Annotated in this window: 35 protein-coding genes, 1 tRNA gene, 3 pseudogenes and 1 other annotated feature; of the genes and pseudogenes, 32 read left to right on the top strand and 7 right to left on the bottom strand. The window is 40.1% G+C overall.

Features of this window, described 5'->3' with window-relative positions:
* Nucleotides 1–109 precede the first annotated feature (109 nt).
* Both rplS and M1F65_RS03975 read left to right on the top strand, forming a co-directional pair.
* Entirely contained in the window at nucleotides 110–457 is a 348-nt protein-coding gene (rplS, locus tag M1F65_RS03980; RefSeq protein ID WP_001068669.1) for a 50S ribosomal protein L19, read from the top strand.
* Nucleotides 458–499: 42 nt separating this feature from the next.
* Nucleotides 500–571 (top strand) — tRNA-Arg (locus M1F65_RS03975).
* A gap of 14 nt (nucleotides 572–585) precedes the next feature.
* Here the strand turns inward: M1F65_RS03975 and M1F65_RS03970 are convergent.
* The gene (locus tag M1F65_RS03970) at nucleotides 586–834 is read right to left on the bottom strand and encodes a tyrosine-type recombinase/integrase (protein ID WP_002874436.1); all 249 of its coding nucleotides are present in this window, start codon (nucleotides 832–834) and stop codon (nucleotides 586–588) included.
* Between the two features lie 11 nt (nucleotides 835–845).
* On the opposite strand from M1F65_RS03970, the gene M1F65_RS10020 reads away from it, so the two are divergent.
* Nucleotides 846–986, top strand: a complete 141-nt coding sequence (locus tag M1F65_RS10020; protein WP_126475670.1) for a hypothetical protein — start codon at nucleotides 846–848, stop codon at nucleotides 984–986.
* A 91-nt stretch (nucleotides 987–1,077) separates the two neighbouring features.
* Here the strand turns inward: M1F65_RS10020 and M1F65_RS03965 are convergent, their stop codons facing one another.
* A complete protein-coding gene (locus M1F65_RS03965; protein WP_001233345.1) occupies nucleotides 1,078–1,257 on the bottom strand; it encodes a hypothetical protein in 180 nt (59 codons plus the stop codon).
* 406 nt (nucleotides 1,258–1,663) lie between these two features.
* On the opposite strand from M1F65_RS03965, the gene M1F65_RS03960 reads away from it, so the two are divergent.
* The 15 genes and pseudogenes from M1F65_RS03960 (at nucleotide 1,664) to M1F65_RS03885 (ending at nucleotide 10,461) form a co-directional block, all read left to right on the top strand.
* A complete protein-coding gene (locus M1F65_RS03960) occupies nucleotides 1,664–1,897 on the top strand; it encodes an Imm74 family immunity protein (protein WP_000703150.1) in 234 nt (77 codons plus the stop codon).
* A gap of 20 nt (nucleotides 1,898–1,917) precedes the next feature.
* Nucleotides 1,918–2,472, top strand: a complete 555-nt coding sequence (locus M1F65_RS03955) for a hypothetical protein (protein WP_000687346.1) — start codon at nucleotides 1,918–1,920, stop codon at nucleotides 2,470–2,472.
* A 69-nt stretch (nucleotides 2,473–2,541) separates the two neighbouring features.
* Nucleotides 2,542–2,964: a hypothetical protein gene (locus tag M1F65_RS03950; protein WP_000805165.1), complete on the top strand. Its 423-nt coding sequence runs from the start codon at nucleotides 2,542–2,544 to the stop codon at nucleotides 2,962–2,964.
* Nucleotides 2,965–2,975: 11 nt separating this feature from the next.
* Entirely contained in the window at nucleotides 2,976–3,398 is a 423-nt protein-coding gene (locus M1F65_RS03945; RefSeq protein ID WP_000805398.1) for a hypothetical protein, read from the top strand.
* Between the two features lie 109 nt (nucleotides 3,399–3,507).
* Nucleotides 3,508–4,071, top strand: coding sequence for a hypothetical protein (locus M1F65_RS03940; protein ID WP_247925516.1), 564 nt, complete (start codon nucleotides 3,508–3,510; stop codon nucleotides 4,069–4,071).
* Nucleotides 4,072–4,125: 54 nt separating this feature from the next.
* Complete coding sequence (locus tag M1F65_RS03935; protein WP_247925515.1) at nucleotides 4,126–4,554, top strand: hypothetical protein; 429 nt, start codon at nucleotides 4,126–4,128, stop codon at nucleotides 4,552–4,554.
* 83 nt (nucleotides 4,555–4,637) lie between these two features.
* Nucleotides 4,638–5,297: a DUF6572 domain-containing protein gene (locus M1F65_RS03930; protein WP_247925514.1), complete on the top strand. Its 660-nt coding sequence runs from the start codon at nucleotides 4,638–4,640 to the stop codon at nucleotides 5,295–5,297.
* A gap of 66 nt (nucleotides 5,298–5,363) precedes the next feature.
* Nucleotides 5,364–5,549, top strand: a complete 186-nt coding sequence (locus tag M1F65_RS03925; protein ID WP_486977856.1) for a hypothetical protein — start codon at nucleotides 5,364–5,366, stop codon at nucleotides 5,547–5,549.
* Nucleotides 5,550–6,434, top strand: a pseudogene (ifs, locus tag M1F65_RS03920) (NAD glycohydrolase toxin immunity factor); the annotation flags it as partial.
* 811 nt (nucleotides 6,435–7,245) lie between these two features.
* A complete protein-coding gene (locus M1F65_RS03910; RefSeq protein ID WP_084917855.1) occupies nucleotides 7,246–7,713 on the top strand; it encodes a hypothetical protein in 468 nt (155 codons plus the stop codon).
* Complete coding sequence (locus tag M1F65_RS03905) at nucleotides 7,710–8,594, top strand: DUF4299 family protein (protein ID WP_247925513.1); 885 nt, start codon at nucleotides 7,710–7,712, stop codon at nucleotides 8,592–8,594. Before M1F65_RS03910 ends, M1F65_RS03905 begins: the two co-directional genes overlap by 4 nt.
* 181 nt (nucleotides 8,595–8,775) lie before the next feature.
* A pseudogene (locus tag M1F65_RS03900) lies at nucleotides 8,776–8,946 on the top strand (hypothetical protein); the annotation flags it as partial.
* Nucleotides 8,947–9,501: an NAD glycohydrolase inhibitor gene (locus M1F65_RS03895; protein ID WP_247925512.1), complete on the top strand. Its 555-nt coding sequence runs from the start codon at nucleotides 8,947–8,949 to the stop codon at nucleotides 9,499–9,501.
* A 40-nt stretch (nucleotides 9,502–9,541) separates the two neighbouring features.
* Nucleotides 9,542–10,117 (top strand): DUF6572 domain-containing protein, encoded by a 576-nt coding sequence (locus M1F65_RS03890; protein WP_125384632.1) that lies wholly within the window; start codon nucleotides 9,542–9,544, stop codon nucleotides 10,115–10,117.
* Nucleotides 10,118–10,134: 17 nt separating this feature from the next.
* Nucleotides 10,135–10,461, top strand: coding sequence for a hypothetical protein (locus M1F65_RS03885; RefSeq protein ID WP_125390945.1), 327 nt, complete (start codon nucleotides 10,135–10,137; stop codon nucleotides 10,459–10,461).
* Nucleotides 10,462–10,585: 124 nt separating this feature from the next.
* Here M1F65_RS03885 and yidA read toward each other — a convergent pair whose 3' ends face one another.
* Both yidA and M1F65_RS03875 read right to left on the bottom strand, forming a co-directional pair.
* Nucleotides 10,586–11,392 carry a sugar-phosphatase gene (yidA, locus tag M1F65_RS03880; RefSeq protein ID WP_247925511.1) on the bottom strand — a complete coding sequence of 269 codons (807 nt, stop codon included), beginning with the start codon at nucleotides 11,390–11,392 and terminating at the stop codon, nucleotides 10,586–10,588.
* A gap of 9 nt (nucleotides 11,393–11,401) precedes the next feature.
* Nucleotides 11,402–12,709 (bottom strand): HD domain-containing protein, encoded by a 1,308-nt coding sequence (locus M1F65_RS03875; protein WP_247925510.1) that lies wholly within the window; start codon nucleotides 12,707–12,709, stop codon nucleotides 11,402–11,404.
* A gap of 71 nt (nucleotides 12,710–12,780) precedes the next feature.
* On the opposite strand from M1F65_RS03875, the gene M1F65_RS03870 reads away from it, so the two are divergent.
* A complete protein-coding gene (locus tag M1F65_RS03870; RefSeq protein WP_139658505.1) occupies nucleotides 12,781–13,158 on the top strand; it encodes a YwiB family protein in 378 nt (125 codons plus the stop codon).
* 24 nt (nucleotides 13,159–13,182) lie between these two features.
* On the opposite strand, the gene M1F65_RS03865 is transcribed toward M1F65_RS03870, so the two are convergent.
* Both M1F65_RS03865 and M1F65_RS03860 read right to left on the bottom strand, forming a co-directional pair.
* Nucleotides 13,183–14,265 (bottom strand): DEAD/DEAH box helicase, encoded by a 1,083-nt coding sequence (locus M1F65_RS03865; RefSeq protein ID WP_247925509.1) that lies wholly within the window; start codon nucleotides 14,263–14,265, stop codon nucleotides 13,183–13,185.
* Nucleotides 14,262–15,239, bottom strand: coding sequence for a Gfo/Idh/MocA family protein (locus M1F65_RS03860; protein WP_247925508.1), 978 nt, complete (start codon nucleotides 15,237–15,239; stop codon nucleotides 14,262–14,264). Before M1F65_RS03860 ends, M1F65_RS03865 begins: the two co-directional genes overlap by 4 nt.
* 156 nt (nucleotides 15,240–15,395) lie before the next feature.
* On the opposite strand from M1F65_RS03860, the gene M1F65_RS03855 reads away from it, so the two are divergent.
* The 4 genes from M1F65_RS03855 to rpmA all read left to right on the top strand — a co-directional run bounded on the left by M1F65_RS03855 (nucleotide 15,396) and on the right by rpmA (nucleotide 17,252).
* Nucleotides 15,396–16,076 carry a YoaK family protein gene (locus tag M1F65_RS03855; RefSeq protein ID WP_002874454.1) on the top strand — a complete coding sequence of 227 codons (681 nt, stop codon included), beginning with the start codon at nucleotides 15,396–15,398 and terminating at the stop codon, nucleotides 16,074–16,076.
* A 69-nt stretch (nucleotides 16,077–16,145) separates the two neighbouring features.
* Nucleotides 16,146–16,233: a sequence feature (ribosomal protein L21 leader region), on the top strand.
* Between the two features lie 34 nt (nucleotides 16,234–16,267).
* A complete protein-coding gene (rplU, locus tag M1F65_RS03850) occupies nucleotides 16,268–16,582 on the top strand; it encodes a 50S ribosomal protein L21 (protein WP_000109137.1) in 315 nt (104 codons plus the stop codon).
* 15 nt (nucleotides 16,583–16,597) lie between these two features.
* Entirely contained in the window at nucleotides 16,598–16,942 is a 345-nt protein-coding gene (locus M1F65_RS03845) for a ribosomal-processing cysteine protease Prp (RefSeq protein WP_000613705.1), read from the top strand.
* Between the two features lie 16 nt (nucleotides 16,943–16,958).
* Nucleotides 16,959–17,252: a 50S ribosomal protein L27 gene (rpmA, locus tag M1F65_RS03840; protein ID WP_000916509.1), complete on the top strand. Its 294-nt coding sequence runs from the start codon at nucleotides 16,959–16,961 to the stop codon at nucleotides 17,250–17,252.
* Nucleotides 17,253–17,417: 165 nt separating this feature from the next.
* Here the strand turns inward: rpmA and M1F65_RS03835 are convergent.
* Nucleotides 17,418–17,492, bottom strand: a pseudogene (locus M1F65_RS03835) (AraC family transcriptional regulator); the annotation flags it as partial.
* Here M1F65_RS03835 and M1F65_RS03830 point away from each other — a divergent pair.
* From M1F65_RS03830 to yabA, 9 genes are all read left to right on the top strand, one after another.
* Nucleotides 17,485–18,393, top strand: coding sequence for a LysR family transcriptional regulator (locus M1F65_RS03830; RefSeq protein ID WP_001025717.1), 909 nt, complete (start codon nucleotides 17,485–17,487; stop codon nucleotides 18,391–18,393). The pseudogene M1F65_RS03835 and the gene M1F65_RS03830 overlap by 8 nt on opposite strands.
* The gene (gene lspA, locus M1F65_RS03825) at nucleotides 18,390–18,857 is read left to right on the top strand and encodes a signal peptidase II (RefSeq protein ID WP_000745683.1); all 468 of its coding nucleotides are present in this window, start codon (nucleotides 18,390–18,392) and stop codon (nucleotides 18,855–18,857) included. The genes M1F65_RS03830 and lspA overlap by 4 nt, the downstream gene beginning before the upstream one ends.
* The gene (locus M1F65_RS03820; RefSeq protein WP_247925507.1) at nucleotides 18,841–19,740 is read left to right on the top strand and encodes an RluA family pseudouridine synthase; all 900 of its coding nucleotides are present in this window, start codon (nucleotides 18,841–18,843) and stop codon (nucleotides 19,738–19,740) included. Before lspA ends, M1F65_RS03820 begins: the two co-directional genes overlap by 17 nt.
* Before the next feature lie 101 nt (nucleotides 19,741–19,841).
* Entirely contained in the window at nucleotides 19,842–20,951 is a 1,110-nt protein-coding gene (proB, locus tag M1F65_RS03815) for a glutamate 5-kinase (RefSeq protein WP_042902402.1), read from the top strand.
* 9 nt (nucleotides 20,952–20,960) lie between these two features.
* Nucleotides 20,961–22,223, top strand: coding sequence for a glutamate-5-semialdehyde dehydrogenase (locus M1F65_RS03810; protein WP_042902401.1), 1,263 nt, complete (start codon nucleotides 20,961–20,963; stop codon nucleotides 22,221–22,223).
* A 3-nt stretch (nucleotides 22,224–22,226) separates the two neighbouring features.
* Nucleotides 22,227–23,024: a pyrroline-5-carboxylate reductase gene (proC, locus tag M1F65_RS03805; RefSeq protein WP_042902400.1), complete on the top strand. Its 798-nt coding sequence runs from the start codon at nucleotides 22,227–22,229 to the stop codon at nucleotides 23,022–23,024.
* Between the two features lie 120 nt (nucleotides 23,025–23,144).
* Nucleotides 23,145–23,783, top strand: coding sequence for a dTMP kinase (gene tmk / locus M1F65_RS03800; RefSeq protein WP_042902399.1), 639 nt, complete (start codon nucleotides 23,145–23,147; stop codon nucleotides 23,781–23,783).
* Nucleotides 23,780–24,670: a DNA polymerase III subunit delta' gene (locus M1F65_RS03795; protein ID WP_042902398.1), complete on the top strand. Its 891-nt coding sequence runs from the start codon at nucleotides 23,780–23,782 to the stop codon at nucleotides 24,668–24,670. The genes tmk and M1F65_RS03795 overlap by 4 nt, the downstream gene beginning before the upstream one ends.
* 36 nt (nucleotides 24,671–24,706) lie before the next feature.
* The gene (yabA, locus tag M1F65_RS03790; RefSeq protein ID WP_000358229.1) at nucleotides 24,707–25,024 is read left to right on the top strand and encodes a DNA replication initiation control protein YabA; all 318 of its coding nucleotides are present in this window, start codon (nucleotides 24,707–24,709) and stop codon (nucleotides 25,022–25,024) included.
* Nucleotides 25,025–25,026: the final 2 nt, after the last annotated feature.

Raw genomic sequence — 25,026 nt, 5'->3', positions numbered from 1 at the left:
CTTTTAGGTGGAAATTTGGTAAACTGTATCTTGTGTGTAATGGACGCACAAAAATACAGTTTATCCGCTGAGGAAGGTTCCTCAAGATTGACAAAGATAGGAGAATAAAATGAATCCATTAATCCAAAGCTTGACTGAAGGTCAACTTCGTACAGATATCCCATCATTCCGTCCTGGTGACACTGTTCGTGTACACGCGAAAGTTGTCGAAGGAAACCGTGAACGTATCCAGATTTTTGAAGGTGTTGTTATCGCACGTAAAGGTGCTGGCATCTCAGAAAACTACACAGTTCGTAAAATCTCTAACGGTGTAGGTGTTGAGCGTATCTTCCCAATCCACACTCCACGTGTTGAAAAGATCGAAGTTGTTCGTTACGGTAAAGTACGTCGTGCGAAATTGTACTACTTGCGTGCTCTTCAAGGTAAAGCAGCTCGTATCAAAGAAATCCGTCGTTAATTCGACTAAAAAACTCTGCTCATTCAGCAGAGTTTTTCTCTAGCTCCCTTAGTTCAATGGATATAACAACTCCCTCCTAAGGAGTAGTTGCAGGTTCGATTCCTGCAGGGGGCAGTAAACTATTGATTTTACTGGGTATTTGAGGTGTTTCGCCCCAAATTCGCCCCTAAATTTGCGAATATCTCTCTTACTTCCGAATTACTTGCTTCTTCTAGTTCTTTTAATTGATGAGCGTAGACTTCGATGGTGACGTTCATATTCTCATGACCAAGGATTTTTGAAATAGATAGTAATTCAATACGCTTTGCAATCAAAAAAGAAGCATAAGTATGTCTAAGCGAATGAGCATGGACATTTCTACCAACAATTCTTCTCAATGTCTTATTGACTGCTATCTAAGCAATTTATCAAGTCTGGTGATGGCTGGTACTACCTGAAGGCAAAGGGTGAACTTCATACAGAACTAGCTTTCAAAACCGAACCAGATGGTCTGGTGACCGTCGTTGACAAACCAAAAGAAGAAAAATAAAAAAACAGAAAGACTTTCAAATTAGATTACACAAACCGCAAGCAATAGCTTGCGGTTTTTTTGTTTGCAATAATAAAAGCAGTGACCGAAATCAATGCTTATCAGCTGTAGCAAATTCATAGAGCTTTTCTGCCGTTAGAAGCGCCATTTTATCCATGCTTGTTTTTCCTTTTCTAAGATCAGAAACAGTAGTCCATGGAACTCCAGCACCTTGTGAAATAGTAGAAGTAGATATAGAACTGTCTAATAATTCTTGAATAACTTTTCTCATATTCTTTACCTCAATTTTTTATCTTAATCATATTATATAACGGAGAACCGAGGTGTCAAGTGTTTTAATAAATTATTTCAAAATATTTTCACCCTAAACCTGCCCCAAAAAACTTATTATTTTATATTTTTCAATCGTTTTTTTTTATAAAAATCATAAATGACAACAAATCAGAAAGATTGATATATATTATTATGTTTGCAGGGGGCAGTAATTCAATCAAAAAGCACTGAATGATCAGTGTTTTTTGTCTTAAAATAGAAACCATTTCAGATGAAAATGGAGGTGTGGTATAATAGGAGAAAGTATAAGTGCTTATTTGAAGGGGAATTTCTCTCCTTATTATGAGTATTAGGATTTAGTTTTCTGAGAAAAATAATGATGTTTGAGCAAAGAAGGAAATGGAATGAAAATTTCTGGGACAAGTGGTAACGTTACTTTTGACTATGAAAATGGCTATGTTCTAAAAGCAGAGGGAGAGTTGTTGACTGTTGGTAGCTTTATTGTATATAGGTCAAGCATACAGAATTGGGAGCCACCTTACAATCACATTCCTATCACACAGAACGAGATAGATAAACTTGTCGAGGAAGTGAACTCCATGATGACGGAGCAAACAATCCAGATCGAATTTATCTGAGTTAGAGTAGGAGAAGGATGATGAAAATCGATTACAGTGAACGGATAGTCATATGGGATTGGAATGGTTGTGTAATAAAGATAGAACTACCAGATATCATTCATGCGGAATATAATAAAGATGAGAACATGGTGATGGTTTATAGTGGGGAAAATCTTATTAACAAAATCGTTTTCTACTATAGTTTAGAAGGAAAACTATTAGGGCGACAAAATGTAGAGGAAGGGAGACTAGATTGGAATCATAATGGGAAGCATCAGGTTATTTTTCAACATTTACATCATCTTCGATTTAGTCCTAAATATCAGCGTATCTTCAGTATATTTCGCTCATTCAGCGATTTTGACCTTCCATCAGAACTAGAGGTTTATAATTTAGAAGGTGATAAAATCGACCAAATTGAATCTCCTGCAGGGTTTACTATGCTATATATTTCTGAGATAAGTAAAGAAAAACTGAGAATTGTATGTGAAGCTCTTAATGAAGATTGTTTTGATAAATTTGGTCGAAGTGATTTCTATTTTAATGTGGATTTAGAAACTAGAAAATGGATAAAAGATGGCGTAGCCTATTGAGGAAGAGAAAAATAATCCTGATTTTATGATATTCTGGTTGAGAGAATAACTTGCACTAGGAGAATACAAATGAAACCAACAAAACTACAATGGGAAGATGTTATCCAGTTCGAAGAAGTAAAAGGTTACGGTCAGCATATCTGGAAAGATGAGGACAAGTATTATTTAGTTTTAGAAGAGGGAACCGTAGTTTCTTGGTTAGTTGTCTATGAATTACCACAAGAATTATTTACCTTACTAGAGAGTGGAGAACGGACGCTACTTGAAATATCTTGGAAGGTTCAAAACGATTGTTGGCCACCAACGGAAGAAGAAAAGAACGAAATTAGAAAAGATAGAGCTAGAAAAAAGCCAATTGTACTGATTTCCAACCGTAAAAACCAGTTGCTTTTTAGTAATAAAGAACTTGAAATACTTATTCCCCAAGCTGAAGAACAATGGATAGAATCAATGGGCAAACTTCCAGATGATTATGTATCACCACTTAAGTAAGGAATGTATAAATGAAACCAACAAGACTACAATGGGAAGATGTTATCCAGTATGAAGAAGTAAAAGGTTACGGTCAGCATATCTGGAAAGATGAGGACAAGTATTATTTAGTTTTAGAAGAGGGAACCGTAGTTTCTTGGTTAGTTGTCTATGAATTACCACAAGAATTATTTATCTTACTAGAGAGTGGAAAACGGACTCTACTTGAAATATCTTGCAAAGTTAAGCACGATTATTGGCCACCGACAGAAGAAGAAAAGAACGAAATTAGAAAAGATAGAGCTAGAAAAAAGCCAATTGTGCTGATTTCCAACCGTAAAAATCAGTTGCTTTTTAGTGATAAAGAACTTGAAATGCTTATTCCCCAAGCCGAACAACAATGGATAGAATCAATGGGCAAAGTTCCAGATGATTATGTATCGCCACTCAAGTAAAAGAGATATATAATGAAACTGAATTCCAGATATTAGAGAGCTCTAATCCAGTTCACTGAAGCTATGAAAAAGCTTATATCATTTGATTATGGTTAGAAAGGGAGTGGAAATGATAGAAAAGAGAAAACATTATAAAGAACTAGTTCATCTAGGAGAATTTAAGAACAAATTAGTCTATTATGACTTAAAGACAAAGAAATTGTATTTTTCAATTCCAGAAAGAACTTCTAAAAGTCAACAGTACGTTATTCTTTCCCTGATATTACTAGTTCTTCCATTTATTAGATTCCTGAATGGTCTGAAAATTTTTAGTATAGCTGAGCACAAGTATCTTTATTTGATTTTATTCTCTTGTCTTTCCTTACTTTTCGGGAAATTGCTGGATGTCTATTTTAAGAAAGATTTGGATTTGTATCCGGCTCTATTTACAGATTTGGAGTTCTTAGAATTCCTAGAAGTAGTAAAGAAAAGTAGAGCTGTTGTTTCTTCCGTAATTCGTGGTAGCGTTATTAGTTTGTTAGTATCTTTAGTCGCCTTCCTGTTATATCCTAGTTTTTTGCCATTATTTTTCCACTCCATGCTTTTGTTTATTCTCTATTTGTGCCTAGCCAATAATTTACACAAGCGAAAGAAGGTCCTGGAGAGCTTGATAAGAAATGCGCGCGCTAACTAGATTTTTTTTGCCTATGATAAAGAAGAATTAAAAAAGTAAAGAAAGTTGATTTATATGACAACAGAAATGCTGCAATACAAAAATTGTACGGTATTAAAAAACAACAATGATTATGAGATTCTGTGGAGTAGAGGAAAAGAAGTGATTAACTTTTCCATTAGCCAGGAATTAGTAGAACGTCTTTCAAAATCAGAAAAAGATTCTTTAGAAGTAATGTTTTATTGTGAACATCATCGTTGGCCTAAGGCAGATGAGTTAGAAGACTATAATCAAGCGGATACGATTGTACATAGAGGCAATGGATTTATTGTATATGAGACAGACGGCTATTACGAAATTAGCTTCTTTAAAGAAATTGGCGGAGCCATGGGGCCAGAAGTTCGCTATCCTATTACTAAAGAACTGATGGATAAAGCATTTGAATCTTCTAGGGGAGCATATGAAGTCATGATTTATGCTGAAACAGGAAACTGGCCTTTATAGTAAAGTGGATGACATCATAAGAACAGACAAAAAATAGGGAAAACTAATCAGTAGACATTTGGTAAGCAACAAAGGAGATAAAAATGGAATCAATTTATGTAAGTCAAAAAGACATGTTGGAAATTTGTCAAGATGGTGATAAGTATTTCTTGCGTTATCCAACTTTTAATATTACCATGCCAGAAGTAGTTCAAGAAATCCCCAAAGAAGCTGCTGATAGTTATATGTCGGGAGAACATACTGGTAAAGAGTTGATGAATTATGCAGATTATGGTTTTTGGAAATCTAAAAAGCAATATACACAAGATGAATCCGATAAGCTCTTCATCGAAGATCATCCTTCCTTTATTTTGAAAAATCCTGAAAATAGTCGTTGTCTTTTCACAGCAGAGGAATTTAAACAAATTGTCACTCAAGCCATTGTTTCAGAACTGGAACCTAGCGAACTTGATGCAATTGGTATAGTTGATAATCATTTAGAGCTTCTTCTGGTGGATCCAGTCGGCTGGCAGGAAGAGATAGAAGCAATCCATCTAGAAATTTTGCAAGAAAAAATGAATAATTACATTCACTTCCTCGAAAGCAAACAGTATGTAGCACGATACGGTGATCAGTTTGACAAAAAAGTCATCCATATCACATTCCAGTACTCTCCATCTGATAACGGATTGGCCTTTCTCGCGGCGGTTCAGAAAGTATTACAACCCACTGATATGAGCTTGAAGGTAGAATTGCCGGAGTGATAAAGGGAGCGGAAACGCTCTCTTTTTTGTGGTATAATTGTACTAGGTTATGACGACTTTTGTTAAATAGGTAAAAATAGCGAACTACTTATGCCGTCAATTGATATGAAGGGGCATTCCTACGATGACTTTCTATCTGCGATTGAACGTCAAGGATACTATGAAATCAAAAATCCACGTGTCTATAAACCAGGAACTAATAAAATTGAGCAAGTTGAAGGGATTTTCAGAATAAATCAATGGAGTAAATAAATGAAAAAATTTGAAATACCAGAGCCTAAAGATTATCAAAATTTTGTAAAAGACTATCGTGAAATAATGAAAGAAGGGAAAGAAGCTGAAGTTTTTCTAGGGACCGAAGCTAAATATCGTTTTCGACAACGAGATTCTTATTACGTGGATAGTACAGATATTGGAGTATTAATGGAATATTGCTTATATCCTTTGTATGTGGAAGGTGATAGGGATATAGCGCGCAGAACCTTTGAAATCTTGAAAGATTTTAGCTTATCGGTTGACCTAGTCAAATTAGATAAGGTAACTGATTATATTTCTATGCAAGGCAGTCGTTTAAGAAGATATACAAGCCTTCCCTTTGTTATTGAAACAGATGAATTGGTAAGAAATATTATAGAAAGCATTTCCCACCTATCAGATGAGCAGAAACGTACTTATACCTATGAAAGACTCTGTAATGTATTAGACCGTAGTCCATTATACAGACAGTGTGATGAAGAAAAGGTAGAGAAGATTCTTAAGGAATTCAAGGAAAAATACTACAATCCACCAGAGGTAGTAGGTTTCATTAAAACAGATGAGAAAATTGAACTAGATGTTACGAGTATAGATGCCATGGGTGTCTCTGATGACCATCTAGAGTTGTTGTTGATTGATGAAAACAAATGGATAGAGTCATTAGAAGAGGAGCATCTCTTGAAACTTCAAGAAAAACTCAATAACTATATCTACTTCCTCGAAAGTAAGCAGTATGTAGAACGATATGGTGATAAGTTTGACAAAAAAATCATCCATATCACATTCCAGTATTCTCCATCAGACAACGGTCTAGCCTTCCTCGCAGCTGTTCAGAAAGTATTGCAACCCACAGATATGAGTTTGAAGGTAGAATTGCCTGAGGATGACACTTTACCAGAGAAGAAGAGCTCATTAGCAGATGTAAGTCATCCCAAACAAGAACAAGAAAAGGTATTTCAAGAGCGATATCTCCAGATTAAAAAAGAATATAAAATTCGCTTAGGATTAGTGATATTTCTATTTACTATATTTGCAATACTAAGCATAGTACTCATTTTTAACCTTTCTAGATTTATCCCACTTGCAGCAACAGCTATGGGAACAGTTGTGCCTTTTAATCATTTTCTGCTAGTTCCGCTATGGGAACAAAAAAAAGAGATAGAAAAAGAACATCCTGAATGGAGAGAGCTTAGCACCAGTGGTATCAGAATTCCCTCATCAGAATCCAGTAAAAGAACTTTAGCAGCTATTGGAACTATTTTGGCCTTATTCTTCTCTTTTGCGATGCTCTACAGACCGGTTAAAGTGAATAAGCCAATACCTAGTATTGAAGAAATCAATAAGATACCAAAATTGGACCGCAAAACACCTAAAACACCAAGCTCTTCTAGTTCTGAAAGAGCTAACTCTTCAGATTCTGGTGCATCGTCTTCTACTGAAGAGAGCACGAAGGAAGAAAGTTCAGGAACGGAATCTTCAAAAGATGAGACACATAACTATGATTTCCATCTTCCCGGAGTTGATGATGAGGAATTGCGTAGAGTCATTGATAGATCCAAAAAAGATTTTAGAGAGAACCATGCTAAAGAACAGACTACAGAATAGATAGATATAAAAGTAGAATTACTAGCTTAATTGAGGGAGCGAAAACCGCTCTCTTTTTGTGGTATAATGGAATATGTGGAGGGTTAGTATGCGTAAAGAATTTCTAGTTTACCAAAATAAAGTATACTCTAATTTTGTGAATTATATAAATGATTATATTCTTCTTTCAAAAGATCCAGCAATGTTGAAAGAAGGCTACGTTCCCTATAGTTCCTATGTAGATGATGCCGGAGAAGGCGTATACGGAAAGCTTGTGCCTTATAGTGAGGTTAGTCAGAGGTATTCGGTTTATGATCGTGTCCTATATAAAGGTCAGGAATTTACAATGGCTGGTCACAAGCATGGGGATGATGATTTTACAGCACCCGATTCTTATGTGCGACTCCTGGTTTTTGATAAAGAATTTCTAATTGAAAACAATTTAGCTGATGATGCGGAATTATTGGATGAGAAATATGGCCAGACCATGTATGCATCAGGAAAAATCCCTGTCAGCGAAGTAACGATTCTACGTCGTAGAAAGGATTTGCCAGTAGACCGAAGGAGAAAAATATGAAATCAGTTATTTTTACAATAAAAAGCAACCAATCACTAAGAATTGGTGAGGTGCTTCAAGCAGAACTTTTTGAATGTTACAGCGTTTCCGCTAAGGATGCAGGATTAAAACCCTCTGCAGACTCTCTTATTTCGGATTTCCATTCTGTTCAGTTTGGGGTCAAAGAGAAGTCTAGTTTAGGGTTCCGTCTATCTTTTGATGGTCAAGCCTATCAGGTATCTGTTCCAGATTTGGCGACAGCTTCTGACTGGACTGGGGCCTTGATGTTCTTGAAAACCTTGCTGATTCTCTTAGATGTAAGTGTGTGCGAACATGATGGTGTTGAGTATGATAAAGATTCCATTCTTGATTTTCATTTCATGGATATTTTCTTATCAGCTCTTTCAGAATTGACTAAGGAAGTAAAAGTCCATCCCATCGTGGAAATTATGGGAGTGAAACGTTCTATTTACATCAATGAACTCTACCTAGGGCAGATTATCCATGTGCCGGACGAGCAACTCTTAAATAGTTATGACCAGCGTTTGCGCTTTACCCAACAGCTAAATGCTTATTACTCTGAGCAGCAAGTTTTTAAAGTAGAGCAAAATGGAGAGGACATCATTATCCCTATCAATTATCTAAATAGTGAAGGACGAACAATCTTACCGGCTCAACCAGAGCTAGAACCTCAATATTTACAAGAGTATCGAGGAAGTAAGGTTGCAGTTGCACGACTATTTATCATGACAGCCGATGGGGAAAAACTAGCCGAGGTTCCTTATCGACAGTTCTTAGAGTCGTTGACTGAGGGCATCTATATGCTAGATGCCAAGTATGTTCTTGTGGACCCGATTTCTCCTGAAACTCTGCAAGCTGTCTTGAAAAAGGGAGGATTTTAAGAAAAATTCCTGTTCAGTTAACGTTTTCAGATGTTAGAAAATAATGAAGAAGATAGTGTAAAGATAATCATCTGAAAAGTCTCTCAGATGGTTTTAAGTTTTTCGCATGTTGATTCTACTTATATTTTTTATGCTATAATGAGACTAGAATTAAAACTCTCATTCAACAGGTAAAAATAGCGAACTACTTATGCCAACGATTGACACAACGGGGCATTCTTACGATGATTTTCTATCTGCGATTGAACGTCAAGGCTATTATGAAATCAAAAATCCACGTGTCTATAAACCAGGCACTAATGAAATTGAGCAAGTTGAAGGAATTTTCAGAATAAATCAATGGAGTAAATAAATGCAGACATATAAATTGAAAAATAAAGAAAATTATCAAAATTTTGTAAAAGACTATCGTGAAATAATGAAGGAAGGGAAAGAAGCTAAAGTTTTTCTAGGGACCGAAGCTTGGTATCGTTTTCGACAACGAGATTCTTATGAACTTCATAGTACAGATATTGGAGTATTAATGGAATATTGCTTATATCCTTTGTATATGGAAGGTGATAGGGATATAGCGCGCAGAACCTTTGAAATCTTGAAAGATTTTAGCTTATCGGTTGACCTAGTCAAATTAGATAAGGTAACTGATTATATTTCTATGCAAGGCAGTCGTTTAAGAAGATATACAAGCCTTCCCTTTGTTATTGAAACAGATGAATTGGTAAGAAATATTATAGAAAGCATTTCCCACCTATCAGATGAGCAGAAACGTACTTATACCTATGAAAGACTCTGTAATGTATTAGACCGTAGTCCATTATACAGACAGTGTGACGAAGAAAAGGTAGAGAAGATTCTCAAGGAATTCAAGGAAAAATACTACAATCCCCCTAAGGTAGTAGAGCTATAGCAAACGCCATAGTGAATGTAAGAGTTGTGGAGAATTTTAAATGAGAAAACAGGAATTATTAGACTTTTTAAAATTTAATAGTAACAAACTTAGATATTATACTGTGTACTTAAATAAAAAAGTTTTAGAGCAGTTTGCGATAGGGTATTATCAGGATTTAAGTGCAAATAGATTTATAGTGTATGAGGTGACTGAACGTCAACAGTTATATGAAAAAGCTAGTTTTGAAAGAGAAAAGGATGCTATTGAAGAATTATATGAGATTGTAAAGTTTAGATGTAGGATTAAAAGTATCCCTATTCTGTTAGAGGTTTCAGAAATTGATGCAATCGGAACGAGTGATACAGACTTGGAACTTTTATTAATTGATGGTAATCTTTGGCTTCCAGATACCGAAGAGGAGCATCTCTTGAAACTTCAAGAAAAACTTAACAACTATATCTACTTCCTCGAAAGCAAGCAGTATGTGGCACGATACGGTGATAAGTTTGACAAAAAAGTCATCCATATCACATTCCAGTATTCCCCATCAGACAACGGTCTAGCCTTTCTCGCAGCTGTTCAGAAAGTATTGCAACCGACTGATATGAGCTTGAAGGTAGAATTGCCGGAGTGATAAAGGGAGCGGAAACGATGCTAGCTATTTTTATTGATTCTATAGGTGACAAGTCAGGAACCTATAAGTTGTTAAGAAACCATTCATCCTTGCCTCTTTCTTTAATCCAATCTAGAATCAAAGATCATGACGCGGTGATAGAAGTAGACATGTTAGATTTGGATGGATTGAGAAAGGTTCGAGAACTCATCCGTGAGTTGAGTGCTATTGGGACCAAGGTTACGATGAGGGATTCGACTGGTATTATCTCCTTAGAAATAGTAAATAATCTTATTTCTACTTTTGAAGAGATTGCGGCAGAGAGAGAAGAACTGGATGCTCTGATGTTTGAAGAGGAAGAGTAATTGATTTGTTAGTTTCTAAAGGTAACTCGTTTGTCACGAATTCAATATTCAAAAAGAACACCCCGGAAGTTAGAGTGTCATCTCTACCTTTTGGGGTGTCGTTTATTTTTAATAGTTAAGCATTTTAAAGTACCCACGTACGGATAGCATGGGCAACGCCAGATTCATCATTTGTTTTGGTGATGTATTTGGCGATTTTTTTGAGTTCTGGATTTCCATTTTCCATAACAACGGGATTTCCAACGACTTCCAGCATGGTGCGGTCATTCTCTTCGTCACCGATCGCCATGGTTTCATCTTTGGTCAATCCGAGTTTTTCAGCTAGATGGGTAATAGCTGAACCCTTGTCTACATTCTTTTTAAGGAGTTCGAGGTAGAAAGGAGCAGATTTGTTGATGGAGAAGCGCTCGTAAAATTCTGCTGGAATTTTTTCAATCGTAGCGTCGAGAATTTCTGGTTCATCGATAAACATACACTTGACGATTTCCTTGTCAGCCATTTCTTCAGGAGTGCGGTAGAAGATGGGCATGCTGACGAGGGTTGATTCGTGCACCGTGTACTTTCCGATATTGCGATTGGCAGTATAGATACCGTCCTTGGTAATAGCGTGCATGTGGACACCGAGCTTGCGACTGAGAAATTCCATATCCAGATAATCCTCATAGGTCAAGGATTCGCTGATAATCTCATGGCCAGTAGCAGTTTCTTGGACAAGGGCACCGTTGAAGGTCACGACATAGTCACCTTGGTCTCTTAACTGCAAGTCGTCCAGAAGTTTGGCAACACCTGCGATAGGACGACCCGTTGCAATCACGACTTTGACGCCAGCTTCTTTGGCATCTTGGATGGCAGAAAAGACTTCCGGAGTGATTTCTTTTTTACTGTTAACCAGGGTACCATCGATATCGACGGCGATTAGTTTAATACTCATAAATTTCCTCTATTCGTTCTTATTTGGGGTAAAATGATCGTTCTCAATCAAGTGTAAAAATTGCTGGGTGATACTTGCGAAGATGCTATTTTGGTCCAACATTTCTTTCGGGAAATAGAAACGATTGTCTCCATGGCGACTGCCAGCAAGGGATTGGACGATAGGAGACAGGCTAGAGAGTTCAGCCAGTTCTCCATTTTTTTGTAGAATCTCAATCTGTGTCCGTGGATTTTCAGATTCGGGACGATAGATATCATAAGGGAGGTCAAAGTTCTTATGAATGGCAGTATAGTAGTCTGGATCAAAACCGATTTCTTCAACCAGTTGTCTCATGGTTGCGAGTTGGTCTTGGTCTTTTTCTGAAAAAGTAATGGATTTAAAGACCTTGCGGTTGACAAAACGTTGCGACAAGTCGGCTAGTATCTTGTCAGGACTGGTCATCCAGAGTTGGAAGTAGGTATTCATCACGCCGTCATCAAGTGCCAGATAATCAGATAGAGTAACTTTCTTTTCAAAAAAAGGTAGCAAATGAGGAGAAGTGCGTGCAAAGAAGTCCTTGTCTTCAGGATAGAGTTCCTTAGCGCGTTTGAGGAGATTCTGTAGAAGAACCTCCATGGCGCGTGTTGCTGGGTGGAAATAAACCTGCATATACATCTGGTAGCGACTGAGAACGTAGTCTTCGATGGCATGCATGCCGTTGCGCTGAAAGGCGATCCCATTTTCGACAGGACGAATGACTCGGAGGATGCGAGTCAGGTCAAATTCCCCATAAGATGCTCCTGTAAAATAAGAGTCGCGCAATAGATAGTCCATGCGATCCGCATCAATCTGACTAGAAATGAGCTGCACGACCTGCTTGTTAGGATAGGTATGGTCGATAACACTGGCTACCTTTTCTGGGCAATCTGGCGCTACTTGTAGCAGGACTTGGTGAATCTCTGTCTCAGGACTTTGGATGATTTCCTGAGTAATGGCTTCATGATTTGTATCAAAAAGATTTTCAAAAGTATGCGAGTAGGCACCATGCCCAAGGTCGTGTAGGAGAGCAGCGGTCATGGTCAAGAGAGACTCAGCAGGATCCCATTCTTCAGGGTATTTTTCTTCAAAAATCTCCGTGATACGTCGAGCAATCTCATAGACTCCCAAACAGTGGGAAAAGCGACTGTGCTCACCACCATGGAAGGTATAACTGGAAGTCCCTAGCTGTTTGATACGGCGAAGACGTTGAAATTCTTTTGTATTGATCAAGTCGTATATGACCTGATTATTGACGTGGATATAGTTGTGAACTGGGTCACGGAATACTTTTTCGTTCATATGACCATTATAGCAAAATCCTGCTCTTTTTGGTAAAATAGTAGGACAAGAGACAAGAAAGAGGATTTGATGTGAAGATTCGGATGCGAAATACGATTCAGTTTGATGAACAATTGGAAGTCATTGACCAACTCTATGACGTGGAAGTGCATAAAAAGGGAGATTATAGCTATCTGCTTTTCTACAATGAGGAAAAGGAAAAAGTGGTTCTCAAGTTTCATGAAGAAGAACTGGTGATGACCCGTTTCTCGAGTCCCAAAACCATCATGCGTTTTCTAAAGGCTAGTGATAGTTTAGCCTATATTCCGACTCCAATGGGGATGCAGGAGTTTATCATCCAAACGAATCACTACAAACTGGATGGGCAAAAGATTGAACTCGCATATCAACTGCAAAATCAAGAGGGACACCCCTTTGCCAGCTATCAATTAGAAATTACTTGGGGATAAGAAAAAGGTTGGCGAATGCCAACCTTATTTGATATAGAGTTCTTGATTTTTTAGGACAATTTCACGAACACTTGCGAATTTCTTGAGTTTTTTAAGTTCTTCAGGATGGGTTACCAGAGTGATAACATAGCCTTCTTTGCCCATGCGACCTGTACGGCCAGCGCGGTGAGTGTATGTTTCGATATCTCTAGGAACATCAAAGTTTACGACACATTCTAGGCTATCAATGTCAATTCCACGAGCCAGAAGGTCAGTTGCAAGGAGCAGGGTTAGTTGCTTATCTTTAAACTTTTCTAAGATGACTTTTCGAAATTTCACATTGACATCACTAGCGAGGGAGACAGCCAAGATATCGCGATACTGTAGTTTTTCTTCTGCACTTCCAAGGTCTGACAAACTATTAAAGAAGACCAGACCACGGAAATCCTCTACATGTGCTAGTTTTCGTAGCATGTCCACTCGGTGACGTTGGTCTACCTGCATGTAGAAGTGTTGGATGTTGTCCAGTCTTTGACCAGAGAGATCAATGGTGCGCGTGTTTGGTGCAATATTTTCTTGGTCAAACTTGGTCGTCGCACTCATGTAGATGAGTTGGTGGTCACGAGGTGCGTAGTGAGTGATTTTCTCGACAAAGTGAATCTGAGAATCATCGAGCAATTGGTCAAATTCATCCAGGATGATGGTTTCCACATTCATCATCTTGATTTTTTTCAATTTAATCAACTCAAAGATACGGCCAGGGGTCCCAATCAGAATTTCTGGTCCTTTTTTAAGGCGTTCAATCTGGCGTTTCTGACTCGAACCTGATAAGAAGAGCTGAGCAGCTAAGCCGATAGCCTCTGCCCACGTTTTACACACGTCAAAAATCTGTCCAGCTAGTTCTGTATTTGGTGCTAGAATCAAGAGCTGCTGGGCTTTTTTCTTTTGTAGTCTGAGAAGACTTGGCAGGAGGTAAGCTAGGGTCTTACCAGTTCCTGTTGGGCTCACTCCTAGGAGGTTTTCTCCAGCAAGTATAGGCTCAAATAGTTGAGTTTGAATGAGGGTAAATTCTTGGAAACCGAGTTGGTCGCTCAGTTCTTGCCATTCAGTGGGTAGTTTGGTTTTCATTTTTCTGCCTCAAATCTAATGCCAGCAGTCTGGCGCATGGTATAGAGTAAATCATGAACAGAGCCTGCATCATCCAGCCAGTTCTGGTAAAGCGTCTGGTCTGGTTGCTGGATCATCTGTGCGAATGCAGCAACTTCCTCAGTCATCGTATGAGGAGCCTGTTGGATAGGGAGTTGAACTTGATTTCCTTGGTGGTTGGTAAAAATAGCTGAGCGGACATGCTCAATCGTGTTGAGGGTCAAGGTTCCATCTGCTGTGTAAATCTCACAAGGAAGATTGGAAGTGATGTTTTTCCCAGCTTTGATATGAACTTGAAAGTCAGGGTAGAAGAGGATACCGTCTCCATTTAGGTCAATGCTATTGTTAAGCTGTTTAGCCTGATAAGTCGCGTCTTGAGCCTTTCCAAAGAGGCGAACGGCAGCATAGAGAGGATAAATCCCCAAGTCCATAAGGGCTCCACCAGCAAAACGATCTGAAAAGACATTTGGCGTCTCCCCAGCCAACAAGTTCGGCATCTTGGAAGAATACTTGGCATAGTTGAAATCTGCTCCCCAAATTTGCTTGTCTGCCAAAAAATTCTTGATAGTGGTAAAGGCTTCCTCGTGGTAATTACGAGCTGCCTCAAAGATAAAACAGTGATTTTTCTCAGCTGTCTGTCTCAAATTCAGCCATTCTTGTGGCTGAGTGACAGCTGGCTTTTCAAGAATGACATGCTTGCCAGCAGACAAGGCAGCCTTTGATTGAACAAAATGCAAGGAGTTTGGACTGGCGATATAGACTACATCAAAGGAAGACTTAAAGAAGTCTTCTAATTGATCAAAGAGTTGGATATCCTGATAGCGAGAAGCAAAGGTTGAGGCAGTTTCTAGTTTTCTTGAATAGACTGCAACCAGCTGGTATTCTCCGCTAGCATGGGCTGCTTCTATGAAATGATGGCTGATAGCCCCTGTTCCGATGATACCTAATTTAAGCATAAATACTCCTTTTCCGACTTCAAATCCTTCCTTCATTATAACATAGAAAAGAAGGACTATCCAACAGATGGTAAAAATTTTCAAATGGGCTACGAATTTCTTGGAGAAAGTGGTACAATATTTAGATAAGTAGATGAAATGAGAAGGGGGGAGAAAATGAGATTATTACCAATAAGGAAAATATCACGTCAGTCTAAGCGACTAGCGCTTTTTTTGACTTTTTGTGCAGGATATGTCGATGCTTATACCTTTATCGTGCGAGGGAACACCCTTGTGGCTGGACAGACTGGGAATGTCGTTTTTCTTTCTGTAGGACTCATTCAACAAAATGTGTCGGATGCAAGTGCTAAAGTAATGACCTTGCTTTTCTTTATGATGGGTGTCTTTTTTCTGACATTGTATAAGGAAAAACTACGAATTGTTAAAAAGCCGATTTTGTCCTTGATTCCTCTTGCAGTCCTGTCCCTAATTATAGGCTTTGTGCCGCAAACGGTTGATAATATCTATCTCGTACCGCCCTTGGCCTTTTGTATGGGTCTGGTGACAACTGCTTTTGGAGAAGTGTCAGGTATTGCCTATAATAATGCTTTTATGACAGGGAATATTAAACGTACCATGTTGGCTTTTGGAGATTATTTCCGGACCAAGCATACGCCTTTCCTACGAGAGGGCTTGATTTTTGTTAGCTTGCTTAGCAGTTTTGTCTTCGGAGTTGTTTTTTCAGCTTATTTGACGATTTATTATCAGGAGAAGACAATTCTAGGTGTTCCTCTTATGATGAGTATCTTTTACTTCAGTATGCTTTTTGCTTCTTGGAGAAAAAAAGGAGAGAAATAGCTTAATTTTAATTGATTTTACTTGTAAGAAAAAAGAAGATATGCTATACTTGAAGAGTTGACTATGCACAATCCTGTGCAACCGCACGAACATCGTTGCTCACATAGTGAGTATAAAGTGGTTCGTCCCACGATGCTAGGCGAGTCTTCACAAAAACACGGGGAAACCCTAAAAATCATAGGAGGTGCATAATGAGCACATACGCAATTATCAAAACTGGCGGAAAACAAGTTAAAGTTGAAGTTGGTCAAGCAATCTACGTTGAAAAATTGAACGTTGAAGCTGGTCAAGAAGTTACTTTTAACGAAGTTGTTCTTGTTGGTGGTGAAAACACTGTTGTCGGAACTCCACTTGTTGCTGGAGCTACTGTAGTTGGAACTGTTGAAAAACAAGGAAAACAAAAGAAAGTTGTTACTTACAAGTACAAACCTAAAAAAGGTAGTCACCGTAAACAAGGTCACCGTCAACCATATACAAAAGTTGTCATCAACGCGATCAACGCTTAATTTTAAGGAGAACACATGATACAAGCAGTCTTTGAGAGAGCCGAAGATGGCGAGCTGAGGAGTGCGGAAATTACTGGACACGCCGAAAGTGGCGAATACGGCTTAGATGTCGTGTGTGCATCAGTTTCTACGCTTGCCATTAACTTTGTCAATTCCATTGAGAAATTTGCAGGCTATGAACCAATCTTAGAATTAAACGAAGATGAAGGTGGCTATCTAAAGGTTGAAATACCAGCGGATCTTCCTTCACACCAGAGAGAAATGACCCAGTTATTCTTCGAATCATTTTTCTTAGGTATGGCAAACTTATCGGAGAACTCTTCTGAGTTCGTCCAAACCAGAGTTATCACAGAAAACTAACACGGAGGAAAACATTATGTTAAAAATGACTCTTAACAACTTGCAACTTTTCGCCCACAAAAAAGGTGGAGGTTCTACATCAAACGGACGCGATTCACAAGCAAAACGTCTTGGAGCTAAAGCAGCTGACGGACAAACTGTAACAGGTGGATCAATCCTTTACCGTCAACGTGGTACACACATCTACCCAGGTGTAAACGTTGGACGTGGTGGGGACGATACTTTGTTCGCTAAAGTTGAAGGCGTAGTACGCTTTGAACGTAAAGGTCGCGATAAGAAACAAGTTTCTGTTTACCCAATCGCAAAATAAAAAGGTCCAGTGAACCTTTTTATCCCGAGCCTTGATATTTTAAGGCGAGGAAGCTAGAAGTAGCATAGAATAAGGCTTTCCGAGTTTTCGGAGAGCCTATTTTTTTGTTTTGATATCTATATTTAATTTAATAGAGAGTAGTTAGCCCTGGGTTTGTGATGTATATCTTTTCCTTTTTGGAAAAATTCTGAAATATGGTATAATGAACAGATAGAGAAGTTGGGGGTAAAAGATGAACATTCAACAATTACGCTATGTTGTTGCTATTGCCAATAGTGGTACTTTCCGAGAAGCTGCTGAAAAGATGTATGTTAGTCAGCCAAGTCTGTCTATTTCTGTACGTGATTTGGAAAAAGAGCTGGGCTTTAAGATTTTTCGTCGGACGAGTTCGGGGACTTTCTTGACCCGTCGTGGTATGGAATTTTACGAGAAAGCGCAGGAATTGGTCAAGGGATTTGATGTTTTTCAAAATCAGTATGCCAATCCTGAGGAAGAAAAGGATGAATTTTCCATTGCCAGCCAGCACTATGACTTCTTGCCACCAACGATTACGGCCTTTTCAGAGCGTTATCCTGATTATAAGAACTTCCGTATTTTTGAGTCTACTACCGTTCAAATATTAGACGAAGTAGCCCAAGGACACAGTGAGATTGGGATTATCTACCTCAACAACCAAAATAAAAAGGGCATCATGCAACGGGTTGAAAAGCTCGGTTTAGAAGTTATTGAACTAATTCCTTTCCAGACTCACATTTATCTTCGTGAAGGGCATCCTTTAGCACAGAAAGAGGAATTGGTCATGGAGGACTTAGCTGATTTACCAACGGTTCGTTTCACCCAGGAAAAGGATGAGTACCTTTACTATTCAGAGAACTTTGTCGACACCAGCGCGAGCTCCCAGATGTTTAATGTGACCGACCGTGCTACTTTGAATGGTATTTTGGAGCGAACGGATGCCTATGCGACAGGTTCAGGATTTTTAGATAGTGACAGTGTCAATGGAATCACAGTCATTCGTCTCAAGGATAATCTAGATAATCGCATGGTCTATGTCAAACGGGAAGAAGTGGAGCTTAGCCAAGCTGGGACTCTTTTCGTAGAAGTCATGCAAGAATATTTTGATCAAAAGAGGAAATCATGAAAAAAAGAGGAATAGTAGCAGTCATTGTACTGCTTTTGATTGGGCTGGATCAGTTGGTCAAAAATTATGTTGTCCAGCAGATTCCACTGGGTGAAGTGCGTTCGTGGATACCCAATCTCGTTAGCTTGACCTACCTGCAAAATAGAGGAGCAGCCTTCTCCATGCTGCAAGATCAGCAGTGGTTATTTGCTGTCATTACATTGGTCGTCATGGTAGGAGCCATTTGGTATCTACATAAACACATGGAGGATTCTCTCTGGTTAGTTTTTGGACTGACTTTGATAATCGCGGGAGGTCTGGGTAACTTTATCGACAGAATGAGTCAAGGTTTTGTGGTGGATATGTTTCACCTAGACTTTATCAACTTTGCGATTTTCAATGTTGCTGACAGCTATTTGACAGTTGGTGTGATTGTTTTATTGATTGCAATGCTTAAAGAGGAAGTAAATGGAAATAAAAATTGAAACTGGTGGGCAACGTCTAGACAAGGCTTTGTCAGATCTGACAGAATTGTCACGCAGTCTCGCGAATGAACAAATCAAGGCTGGACAAGTTTTGGTTAATGGGCTAGTCAAGAAAGCAAAATACACTGTCCAAGAGGGGGATATCGTCACCTACCATGTGCCAGAACCGGAGGTTTTAGAGTATGTGGCTGAAGATATTCCGCTAGATATCATTTACCAAGATGAGGATGTAGCCGTTGTTAACAAACCTCAGGGGATGGTGGTGCATCCGAGTGCTGGTCATACTAGCGGAACCTTGGTCAATGCCCTCATGTACCATATCAAGGACTTGTCAGGTATCAATGGTGTTCTCCGGCCGGGTATCGTTCACCGCATTGACAAGGACACGTCGGGTCTCCTCATGATTGCTAAGAATGATGAGGCGCATCTAGCACTTGCTCAAGAACTTAAGGACAAGAAGTCTCTCCGCAAATACTGGGCGATTGTTCATGGCAATCTTCCCAATGATCGTGGTGTGATTGAAGCGCCGATTGGTCGTAGTGAAAAAGACCGTAAGAAACAGGCAGTGACTGCCAAAGGTAAGCCAGCTGTGACTCGTTTTCAAGTCTTGGAACGCTTTGGAGACTATAGTTTGTTAGAGTTGCAACTAGAGACAGGACGTACCCATCAAATCCGTGTTCACATGGCTTATATTGGCCATCCAGTTGCTGGGGATGAGGTCTATGGTCCTCGTAAGACTTTGAAAGGACATGGACAGTTTCTCCATGCTAAAACTCTAGGATTTACCCATCCGAGAACAGGTGAAACCTTGGAGTTCACAGCAGATATTCCAGAGATTTTTAAAGAAACTCTGGAAAGATTGCGAAAAAATGAGAATAGATAAAAGAGTTGAGATGCCTTGTCTCAACCTTTTTCATTTCAAGTCTTTTCTATTTTAAAGTATTCATGTTATAATGGATAAATATGAAGAATCGGAGTTAGAATATGAAGTACAAACGAATCGTCTTTAAGGTAGGGACTTCCTCCTTAACAAATGAAGACGGGAGTTTATCAAGGAGTAAAGTAAAGGCAATTACCCAGCAATTGGCTATGCTGCATGAGGCTGGACATGAGTTGATTTTAGTGTCATCTGGAGCAGTTGCCGCTGGATTTGGAGCTTTGGGTTTTAAAAAGCGTCCTACTAAGATTGCAGATAAACAAGCTTCGGCTGCAGTAGGACAAGGATTGCTGCTAGAAGAGTACACAACCAACCTCCTCATGCGTCAAATCGTTTCTGCACAAATCTTGCTGACCCAGGATGATTTTGTAGATAAACGTCGTTATAAGAATGCCCATCAGGCCTTGTCTGTGTTGCTTCATCGTGGTGCAATCCCCATCATCAACGAGAATGACAGTGTCGTTATTGACGAACTCAAGGTGGGTGATAATGACACTCTGAGTGCCCAGGTAGCGGCGATGGTTCAAGCGGATCTTTTGGTTCTCTTGACTGATGTGGACGGTCTCTATACTGGAAATCCCAACTCAGATCCAACAGCCAAACGTCTTGAGAAAATCGAGACTATCAATCGTGAGATTATTGATATGGCTGGTGGAGCAGGTTCATCAAACGGAACTGGGGGCATGCTGACAAAAATCAAAGCTGCAACTATTGCGACGGAATCAGGTGTGCCAGTCTATATTTGCTCCTCCATGAAATCAGATGCCTTGATTGAGGCAGCGGAGGAGACCAAGGATGGTTCCTTCTTTGTTGCGCAAGAGAAGGGACTTCGTACCCAGAAACAATGGCTGGCCTTCTATGCTCAAAGTCAGGGAACGATTTGGGTAGATGGTGGAGCTGCAGAGGCACTTTCAAAAAACGGGAAAAGTCTCCTTTTATCAGGCGTTGTAGAAGTGGAAGGAAGCTTCTCTTACCACGATATTGTAACAGTGGCTGATAAAGAAACAGGTCAATCTCTTGGAAAGGGACGTGTCCAATTTGGCGTCTCAGCCCTAGAAGATATGCTCCGTTCTCAAAAAGCTAAGGGAGTCTTGATTCACCGTGATGACTGGATTTCCATCACTCCTGAAATCCAGCTGCTCTTTACAGAATTTTAGAGGTGAACGATGGTAAGTACACAAGAACAATTCGAACAGGTACAGGCTGTTAAGAAATCAATCAATACTGCCAGCGAAGCAGTGAAAAACCAAGCCTTGCTAGCCATGGCTGATCATTTATTGGCGGCTACTGAGGAGATATTAGCGGCTAATGCTCTGGATATGGAAGCAGCCAAGGGGAAAATCTCAGATGTCATGCTAGACCGTCTTTATTTGGATGAGGGACGTATAGAAGCGATGGCAAGAGGGATTCGTGAAGTGGTTGCTTTACCAGATCCTATCGGTGAAGTCCTAGAGACAAGTCATCTTGAAAATGGCTTGGTTATCACCAAAAAACGTGTGGCTATGGGGGTTATTGGTATTATCTATGAAAGTCGACCAAATGTGACGTCTGATGCGGCTGCTTTGGCTGTCAAGAGTGGCAATGCGGTCGTTCTTCGTAGTGGTAAGGACGCCTATCAAACTGCCCATGCTATTGTCACAGCTTTAAAGAAGGGCTTGGAGACGACTACCATTCATCCAGAGGTGATTCAACTGGTAGAAGATACTAGCCGTGAAAGTAGCTATGCCATGATGAAGGCCAAGGGTTATCTAGACCTTCTCATACCCCGTGGAGGCGCTGGTTTGATCAATGCTGTGGTTGAAAATGCTATCGTGCCTGTTATTGAGACAGGAACTGGGATTGTCCATGTCTATGTGGATAAGGATGCAGATGAAGACAAGGCTCTAGCCATCATCAACAATGCTAAAACCAGTCGTCCTTCTGTCTGCAATGCTATGGAAGTTTTACTGGTTCATGAAGACAAGGCAGCGGATTTCCTTCCTCGCTTGGAGAAAGTGCTAGTTGCAGATCGAAAAGAAGCTGGACTGGAACCAATTCAATTCCGCTTGGATGAGAAAGCAAGTCAGTTTCTTTCAGGTCGATTAGCTGAGGCACAAGACTTTGACACCGAGTTTTTAGATTATATCCTAGCGGTTAAGGTTGTGAGCAGTTTAGAAGAAGCAGTTGAGCATATTGAAGCTCACAGTACCCATCATTCGGATGCCATTGTGACAGAAAATGCTGCAACTGCAGCCTACTTTACAAATCAAGTGGACTCTGCAGCGGTGTATGTCAATGCCTCAACGCGTTTCACTGATGGTGGGCAATTTGGTCTTGGATGTGAGATGGGGATTTCTACTCAGAAACTGCATGCGCGTGGGCCTATGGGCTTGAAAGAGTTGACCAGCTACAAGTATGTGGTTACTGGTGACGGACAGATAAGGGAGTAAGAGATGAAGATTGGATTTATCGGTTTGGGAAATATGGGAGGTAGCTTGGCTAAGGCTGTTTTGCAGGGTAAGGCGGGTGCTCAGATTCTCCTTGCCAATCGTAGTCAAGCGAAAGTAGATGCTTTCATTGCCAACTTCGGCGGTCAGGCTTCCAGCAATGAAGAAATCTTCGCAGAAGCAGATGTGATTTTTCTAGGAGTAAAGCCTGCGCAGTTTTCTGAACTGCTTGCTCAATATCAGACCATCCTTGAAAAAAGAGAGAGTCTTCTTTTGATTTCCATGGCAGCTGGATTGACTTTGGAAAAACTAGCTAGTCTTATCCCAAGTCAACATCGTATCATTCGCATCATGCCCAATACTCCAGTGGCTATCGGTCAAGGGGTGATTAGTTATGCCATGTCAGCAAACTGTCTTGCTGAGGACGGTGAACTCTTTTGTCAGCTTTTATCCAATGCGGGTCTATTGGTTGAGCTTGGGGATGACTTAATTGATGCGGCGACAGGTCTTGCAGGTTGTGGGCCAGCCTTTGTCTACCTCTTTATAGAGGCTTTGGCAGATGCAGGTGTTCAGTCAGGATTGCCACGAGAAAGGGCTTTGAAAATGGCAGCCCAAACAGTAGTTGGAGCTGGACAAATGGTTCTGGAAAGTCAGCAACATCCTGCGGTCTTGAAAGACCAAGTTTGCAGTCCAGGTGGTTCGACTATCGCTGGTGTAGCAAGTCTGGAAGAACATGCCTTTAGAGGTACCGTCATGGACGCAGTTCAGCAAGCCTACAAACGAACACAAGAATTAGGTAAATAAGAGGTTGGGTGACTCCCAGCCTCTTTTATGGTCGATTGAATGGAGAAGACGCAAAAAGATTGTCACAAAAATCTATTTTTTTGATAGAATAGAAGATAGTAAAAAAGAAATGAGTTAGACATGTCAAAAGGATTTTTAGTCTCTTTTGAGGGACCAGAGGGAGCAGGAAAGACCAGTGTTTTAGAGACTCTACTCCCAATTTTAGAGGAAAAAGGAGTAGAAGTGTTGACGACCCGTGAACCTGGCGGAGTCTTGATCGGGGAGAAGATTAGGGAAGTGATTTTGGATCCAAGTCATACGCAGATGGATCCTAAAACAGAGCTTCTTCTCTATATCGCCAGTCGCAGACAGCATTTGGTAGAAAAAGTTCTTCCAGCACTTGAAGATGGCAAGTTGGTCATTATGGACCGCTTCATTGATAGTTCTGTTGCTTATCAGGGATTTGGCCGTGGCTTGGATATTGATTCTATTGATTGGCTCAATCACTTTGCGACAGATGGCCTTAAACCCGATTTGACCCTCTATTTTGACATTGAGGTGGAAGAAGGACTGGCTCGCATTGCTGCCAATAGTGATCGCGAGGTCAATCGTTTGGACTTGGAAGGCTTGGACTTGCACAAGAAAGTTCGTCAAGGTTACCTTTCTCTTCTGGAAAAAGAAGGAAATCGCATGGTCAAGATTGATGCGAGTCTTCCTTTGGAGCAAGTTGTGGAAACAACCAAGGCTGTCTTATTTGACAGAATGGGCTTGGCTAAATGAAACAAGATCAACTAAAGGCTTGGCAGCCAGACCAGTTTGACCGCTTTGTCCGTATCCTAGAACAAGACCAGCTCAATCACGCCTATCTCTTTTCAGGTTTCTTTGGAAGCTTGGAAATGGCGCAGTTTTTGGCTAAGAGCCTCTTTTGTACGGATAAAGTAGGCGTTCTACCATGTGAGAAATGCCGAAACTGTAAGCTGATTGAACAGGAAGAATTCCCCGATGTTACCTTGATTAAGCCAGTCAATCAGGTCATCAAGACAGAACGCATTCGGGAATTGGTGGGTCAGTTTTCTCAAGCAGGGATTGAAAGTCAGCAGCAGGTCTTTATTATTGAGCAGGCGGAGAAAATGCATCCTAACGCGGCTAATTCTCTGCTCAAGGTCATCGAAGAACCCCAGAGTGAAGTTTACATTTTCTTCTTGACCAGCGATGAGGAAAAAATCTTGCCAACAATCCGTAGTCGGACCCAGATTTTCCATTTTAAAAAGCAAGAAGAAAAGCTCATCCATCAATTAGAACAAGCAGGTCTGGTCAAGAAAAAAGCAACTCTCTTAGCCCAGTTTTGTCAATCACGTGCTGAAGCTGAAAAGTTGGTCAATCAGGCTAGTTTTTGGACCTTGGTGGATGAGAGCGAACGCCTGCTGACCTGGTTATTAGCCAAGAAAAAAGAGAGTTATTTGCAAGTTGCGAAATTAGCCAGCTTGGTAGATGACAAGGAAAAACAAGATCAGGTCTTGCGAATCCTCGAAGTCCTCTGTGGGCAGGATCTCTTGCAAGCAAGGATTCGACAGATTCTACAAGATTTACTAGAAGCTAGAAAAATGTGGCAGGCTAATGTCAGCTTTCAAAATGCCATGGAATATCTGGTCTTGAAAGAAATATAAACTCAATGAAGGATATAGAAAGGAAAGGGCTGGTTTATGGACAAAAAAGAATTATTTGACGCGCTGGATGATTTTTCCCAACAATTACTGGTGACCTTGGCCGATGTGGAAGCCATCAAGAAAAATCTCAAGAGTCTGGTAGAGGAAAATACAGCTCTTCGCTTGGAAAATAGTAAGTTGCGCGAACGCTTGGGCGAGGTGGAAGCAGATACTCCCGTCAAGGCCAAGCATGTTCGTGAAAGCGTCCGTCGAATCTATAAGGACGGTTTTCACGTATGTAATGATTTTTATGGACAACGCCGAGAGCAGGACGAGGAATGTATGTTCTGTGACGAGTTGTTGTACAGGGAGTAGGC

The organism is Streptococcus oralis, assembly GCF_023109195.1.
GTDB lineage: Bacteria > Bacillota > Bacilli > Lactobacillales > Streptococcaceae > Streptococcus > Streptococcus oralis_BV.
The sequence above is the reverse complement of the archived record's forward strand: the minus strand, read 5'-3'. Positions and strand labels throughout refer to the sequence as shown.

Coding starts and splice junctions, on each gene's coding strand:
- rplS (WP_001068669.1), top strand. CDS start 110: ATGAATCCATTAATCCAAAGCTTGACTGAAGGTCAACTTCGTACAGAT.
- M1F65_RS03965 (WP_001233345.1), bottom strand. CDS start 1,257: ATGAGAAAAGTTATTCAAGAATTATTAGACAGTTCTATATCTACTTCT.
- M1F65_RS03960 (WP_000703150.1), top strand. CDS start 1,664: ATGAAAATTTCTGGGACAAGTGGTAACGTTACTTTTGACTATGAAAAT.
- M1F65_RS03955 (WP_000687346.1), top strand. CDS start 1,918: ATGAAAATCGATTACAGTGAACGGATAGTCATATGGGATTGGAATGGT.
- M1F65_RS03950 (WP_000805165.1), top strand. CDS start 2,542: ATGAAACCAACAAAACTACAATGGGAAGATGTTATCCAGTTCGAAGAA.
- M1F65_RS03945 (WP_000805398.1), top strand. CDS start 2,976: ATGAAACCAACAAGACTACAATGGGAAGATGTTATCCAGTATGAAGAA.
- M1F65_RS03940 (WP_247925516.1), top strand. CDS start 3,508: ATGATAGAAAAGAGAAAACATTATAAAGAACTAGTTCATCTAGGAGAA.
- M1F65_RS03935 (WP_247925515.1), top strand. CDS start 4,126: ATGACAACAGAAATGCTGCAATACAAAAATTGTACGGTATTAAAAAAC.
- M1F65_RS03930 (WP_247925514.1), top strand. CDS start 4,638: ATGGAATCAATTTATGTAAGTCAAAAAGACATGTTGGAAATTTGTCAA.
- M1F65_RS03910 (WP_084917855.1), top strand. CDS start 7,246: ATGCGTAAAGAATTTCTAGTTTACCAAAATAAAGTATACTCTAATTTT.
- M1F65_RS03905 (WP_247925513.1), top strand. CDS start 7,710: ATGAAATCAGTTATTTTTACAATAAAAAGCAACCAATCACTAAGAATT.
- M1F65_RS03895 (WP_247925512.1), top strand. CDS start 8,947: ATGCAGACATATAAATTGAAAAATAAAGAAAATTATCAAAATTTTGTA.
- M1F65_RS03890 (WP_125384632.1), top strand. CDS start 9,542: ATGAGAAAACAGGAATTATTAGACTTTTTAAAATTTAATAGTAACAAA.
- M1F65_RS03885 (WP_125390945.1), top strand. CDS start 10,135: ATGCTAGCTATTTTTATTGATTCTATAGGTGACAAGTCAGGAACCTAT.
- yidA (WP_247925511.1), bottom strand. CDS start 11,392: ATGAGTATTAAACTAATCGCCGTCGATATCGATGGTACCCTGGTTAAC.
- M1F65_RS03875 (WP_247925510.1), bottom strand. CDS start 12,709: ATGAACGAAAAAGTATTCCGTGACCCAGTTCACAACTATATCCACGTC.
- M1F65_RS03865 (WP_247925509.1), bottom strand. CDS start 14,265: ATGAAAACCAAACTACCCACTGAATGGCAAGAACTGAGCGACCAACTC.
- M1F65_RS03860 (WP_247925508.1), bottom strand. CDS start 15,239: ATGCTTAAATTAGGTATCATCGGAACAGGGGCTATCAGCCATCATTTC.
- M1F65_RS03855 (WP_002874454.1), top strand. CDS start 15,396: ATGAGATTATTACCAATAAGGAAAATATCACGTCAGTCTAAGCGACTA.
- rplU (WP_000109137.1), top strand. CDS start 16,268: ATGAGCACATACGCAATTATCAAAACTGGCGGAAAACAAGTTAAAGTT.
- M1F65_RS03845 (WP_000613705.1), top strand. CDS start 16,598: ATGATACAAGCAGTCTTTGAGAGAGCCGAAGATGGCGAGCTGAGGAGT.
- rpmA (WP_000916509.1), top strand. CDS start 16,959: ATGTTAAAAATGACTCTTAACAACTTGCAACTTTTCGCCCACAAAAAA.
- M1F65_RS03830 (WP_001025717.1), top strand. CDS start 17,485: ATGAACATTCAACAATTACGCTATGTTGTTGCTATTGCCAATAGTGGT.
- lspA (WP_000745683.1), top strand. CDS start 18,390: ATGAAAAAAAGAGGAATAGTAGCAGTCATTGTACTGCTTTTGATTGGG.
- M1F65_RS03820 (WP_247925507.1), top strand. CDS start 18,841: ATGGAAATAAAAATTGAAACTGGTGGGCAACGTCTAGACAAGGCTTTG.
- proB (WP_042902402.1), top strand. CDS start 19,842: ATGAAGTACAAACGAATCGTCTTTAAGGTAGGGACTTCCTCCTTAACA.
- M1F65_RS03810 (WP_042902401.1), top strand. CDS start 20,961: ATGGTAAGTACACAAGAACAATTCGAACAGGTACAGGCTGTTAAGAAA.
- proC (WP_042902400.1), top strand. CDS start 22,227: ATGAAGATTGGATTTATCGGTTTGGGAAATATGGGAGGTAGCTTGGCT.
- tmk (WP_042902399.1), top strand. CDS start 23,145: ATGTCAAAAGGATTTTTAGTCTCTTTTGAGGGACCAGAGGGAGCAGGA.
- M1F65_RS03795 (WP_042902398.1), top strand. CDS start 23,780: ATGAAACAAGATCAACTAAAGGCTTGGCAGCCAGACCAGTTTGACCGC.
- yabA (WP_000358229.1), top strand. CDS start 24,707: ATGGACAAAAAAGAATTATTTGACGCGCTGGATGATTTTTCCCAACAA.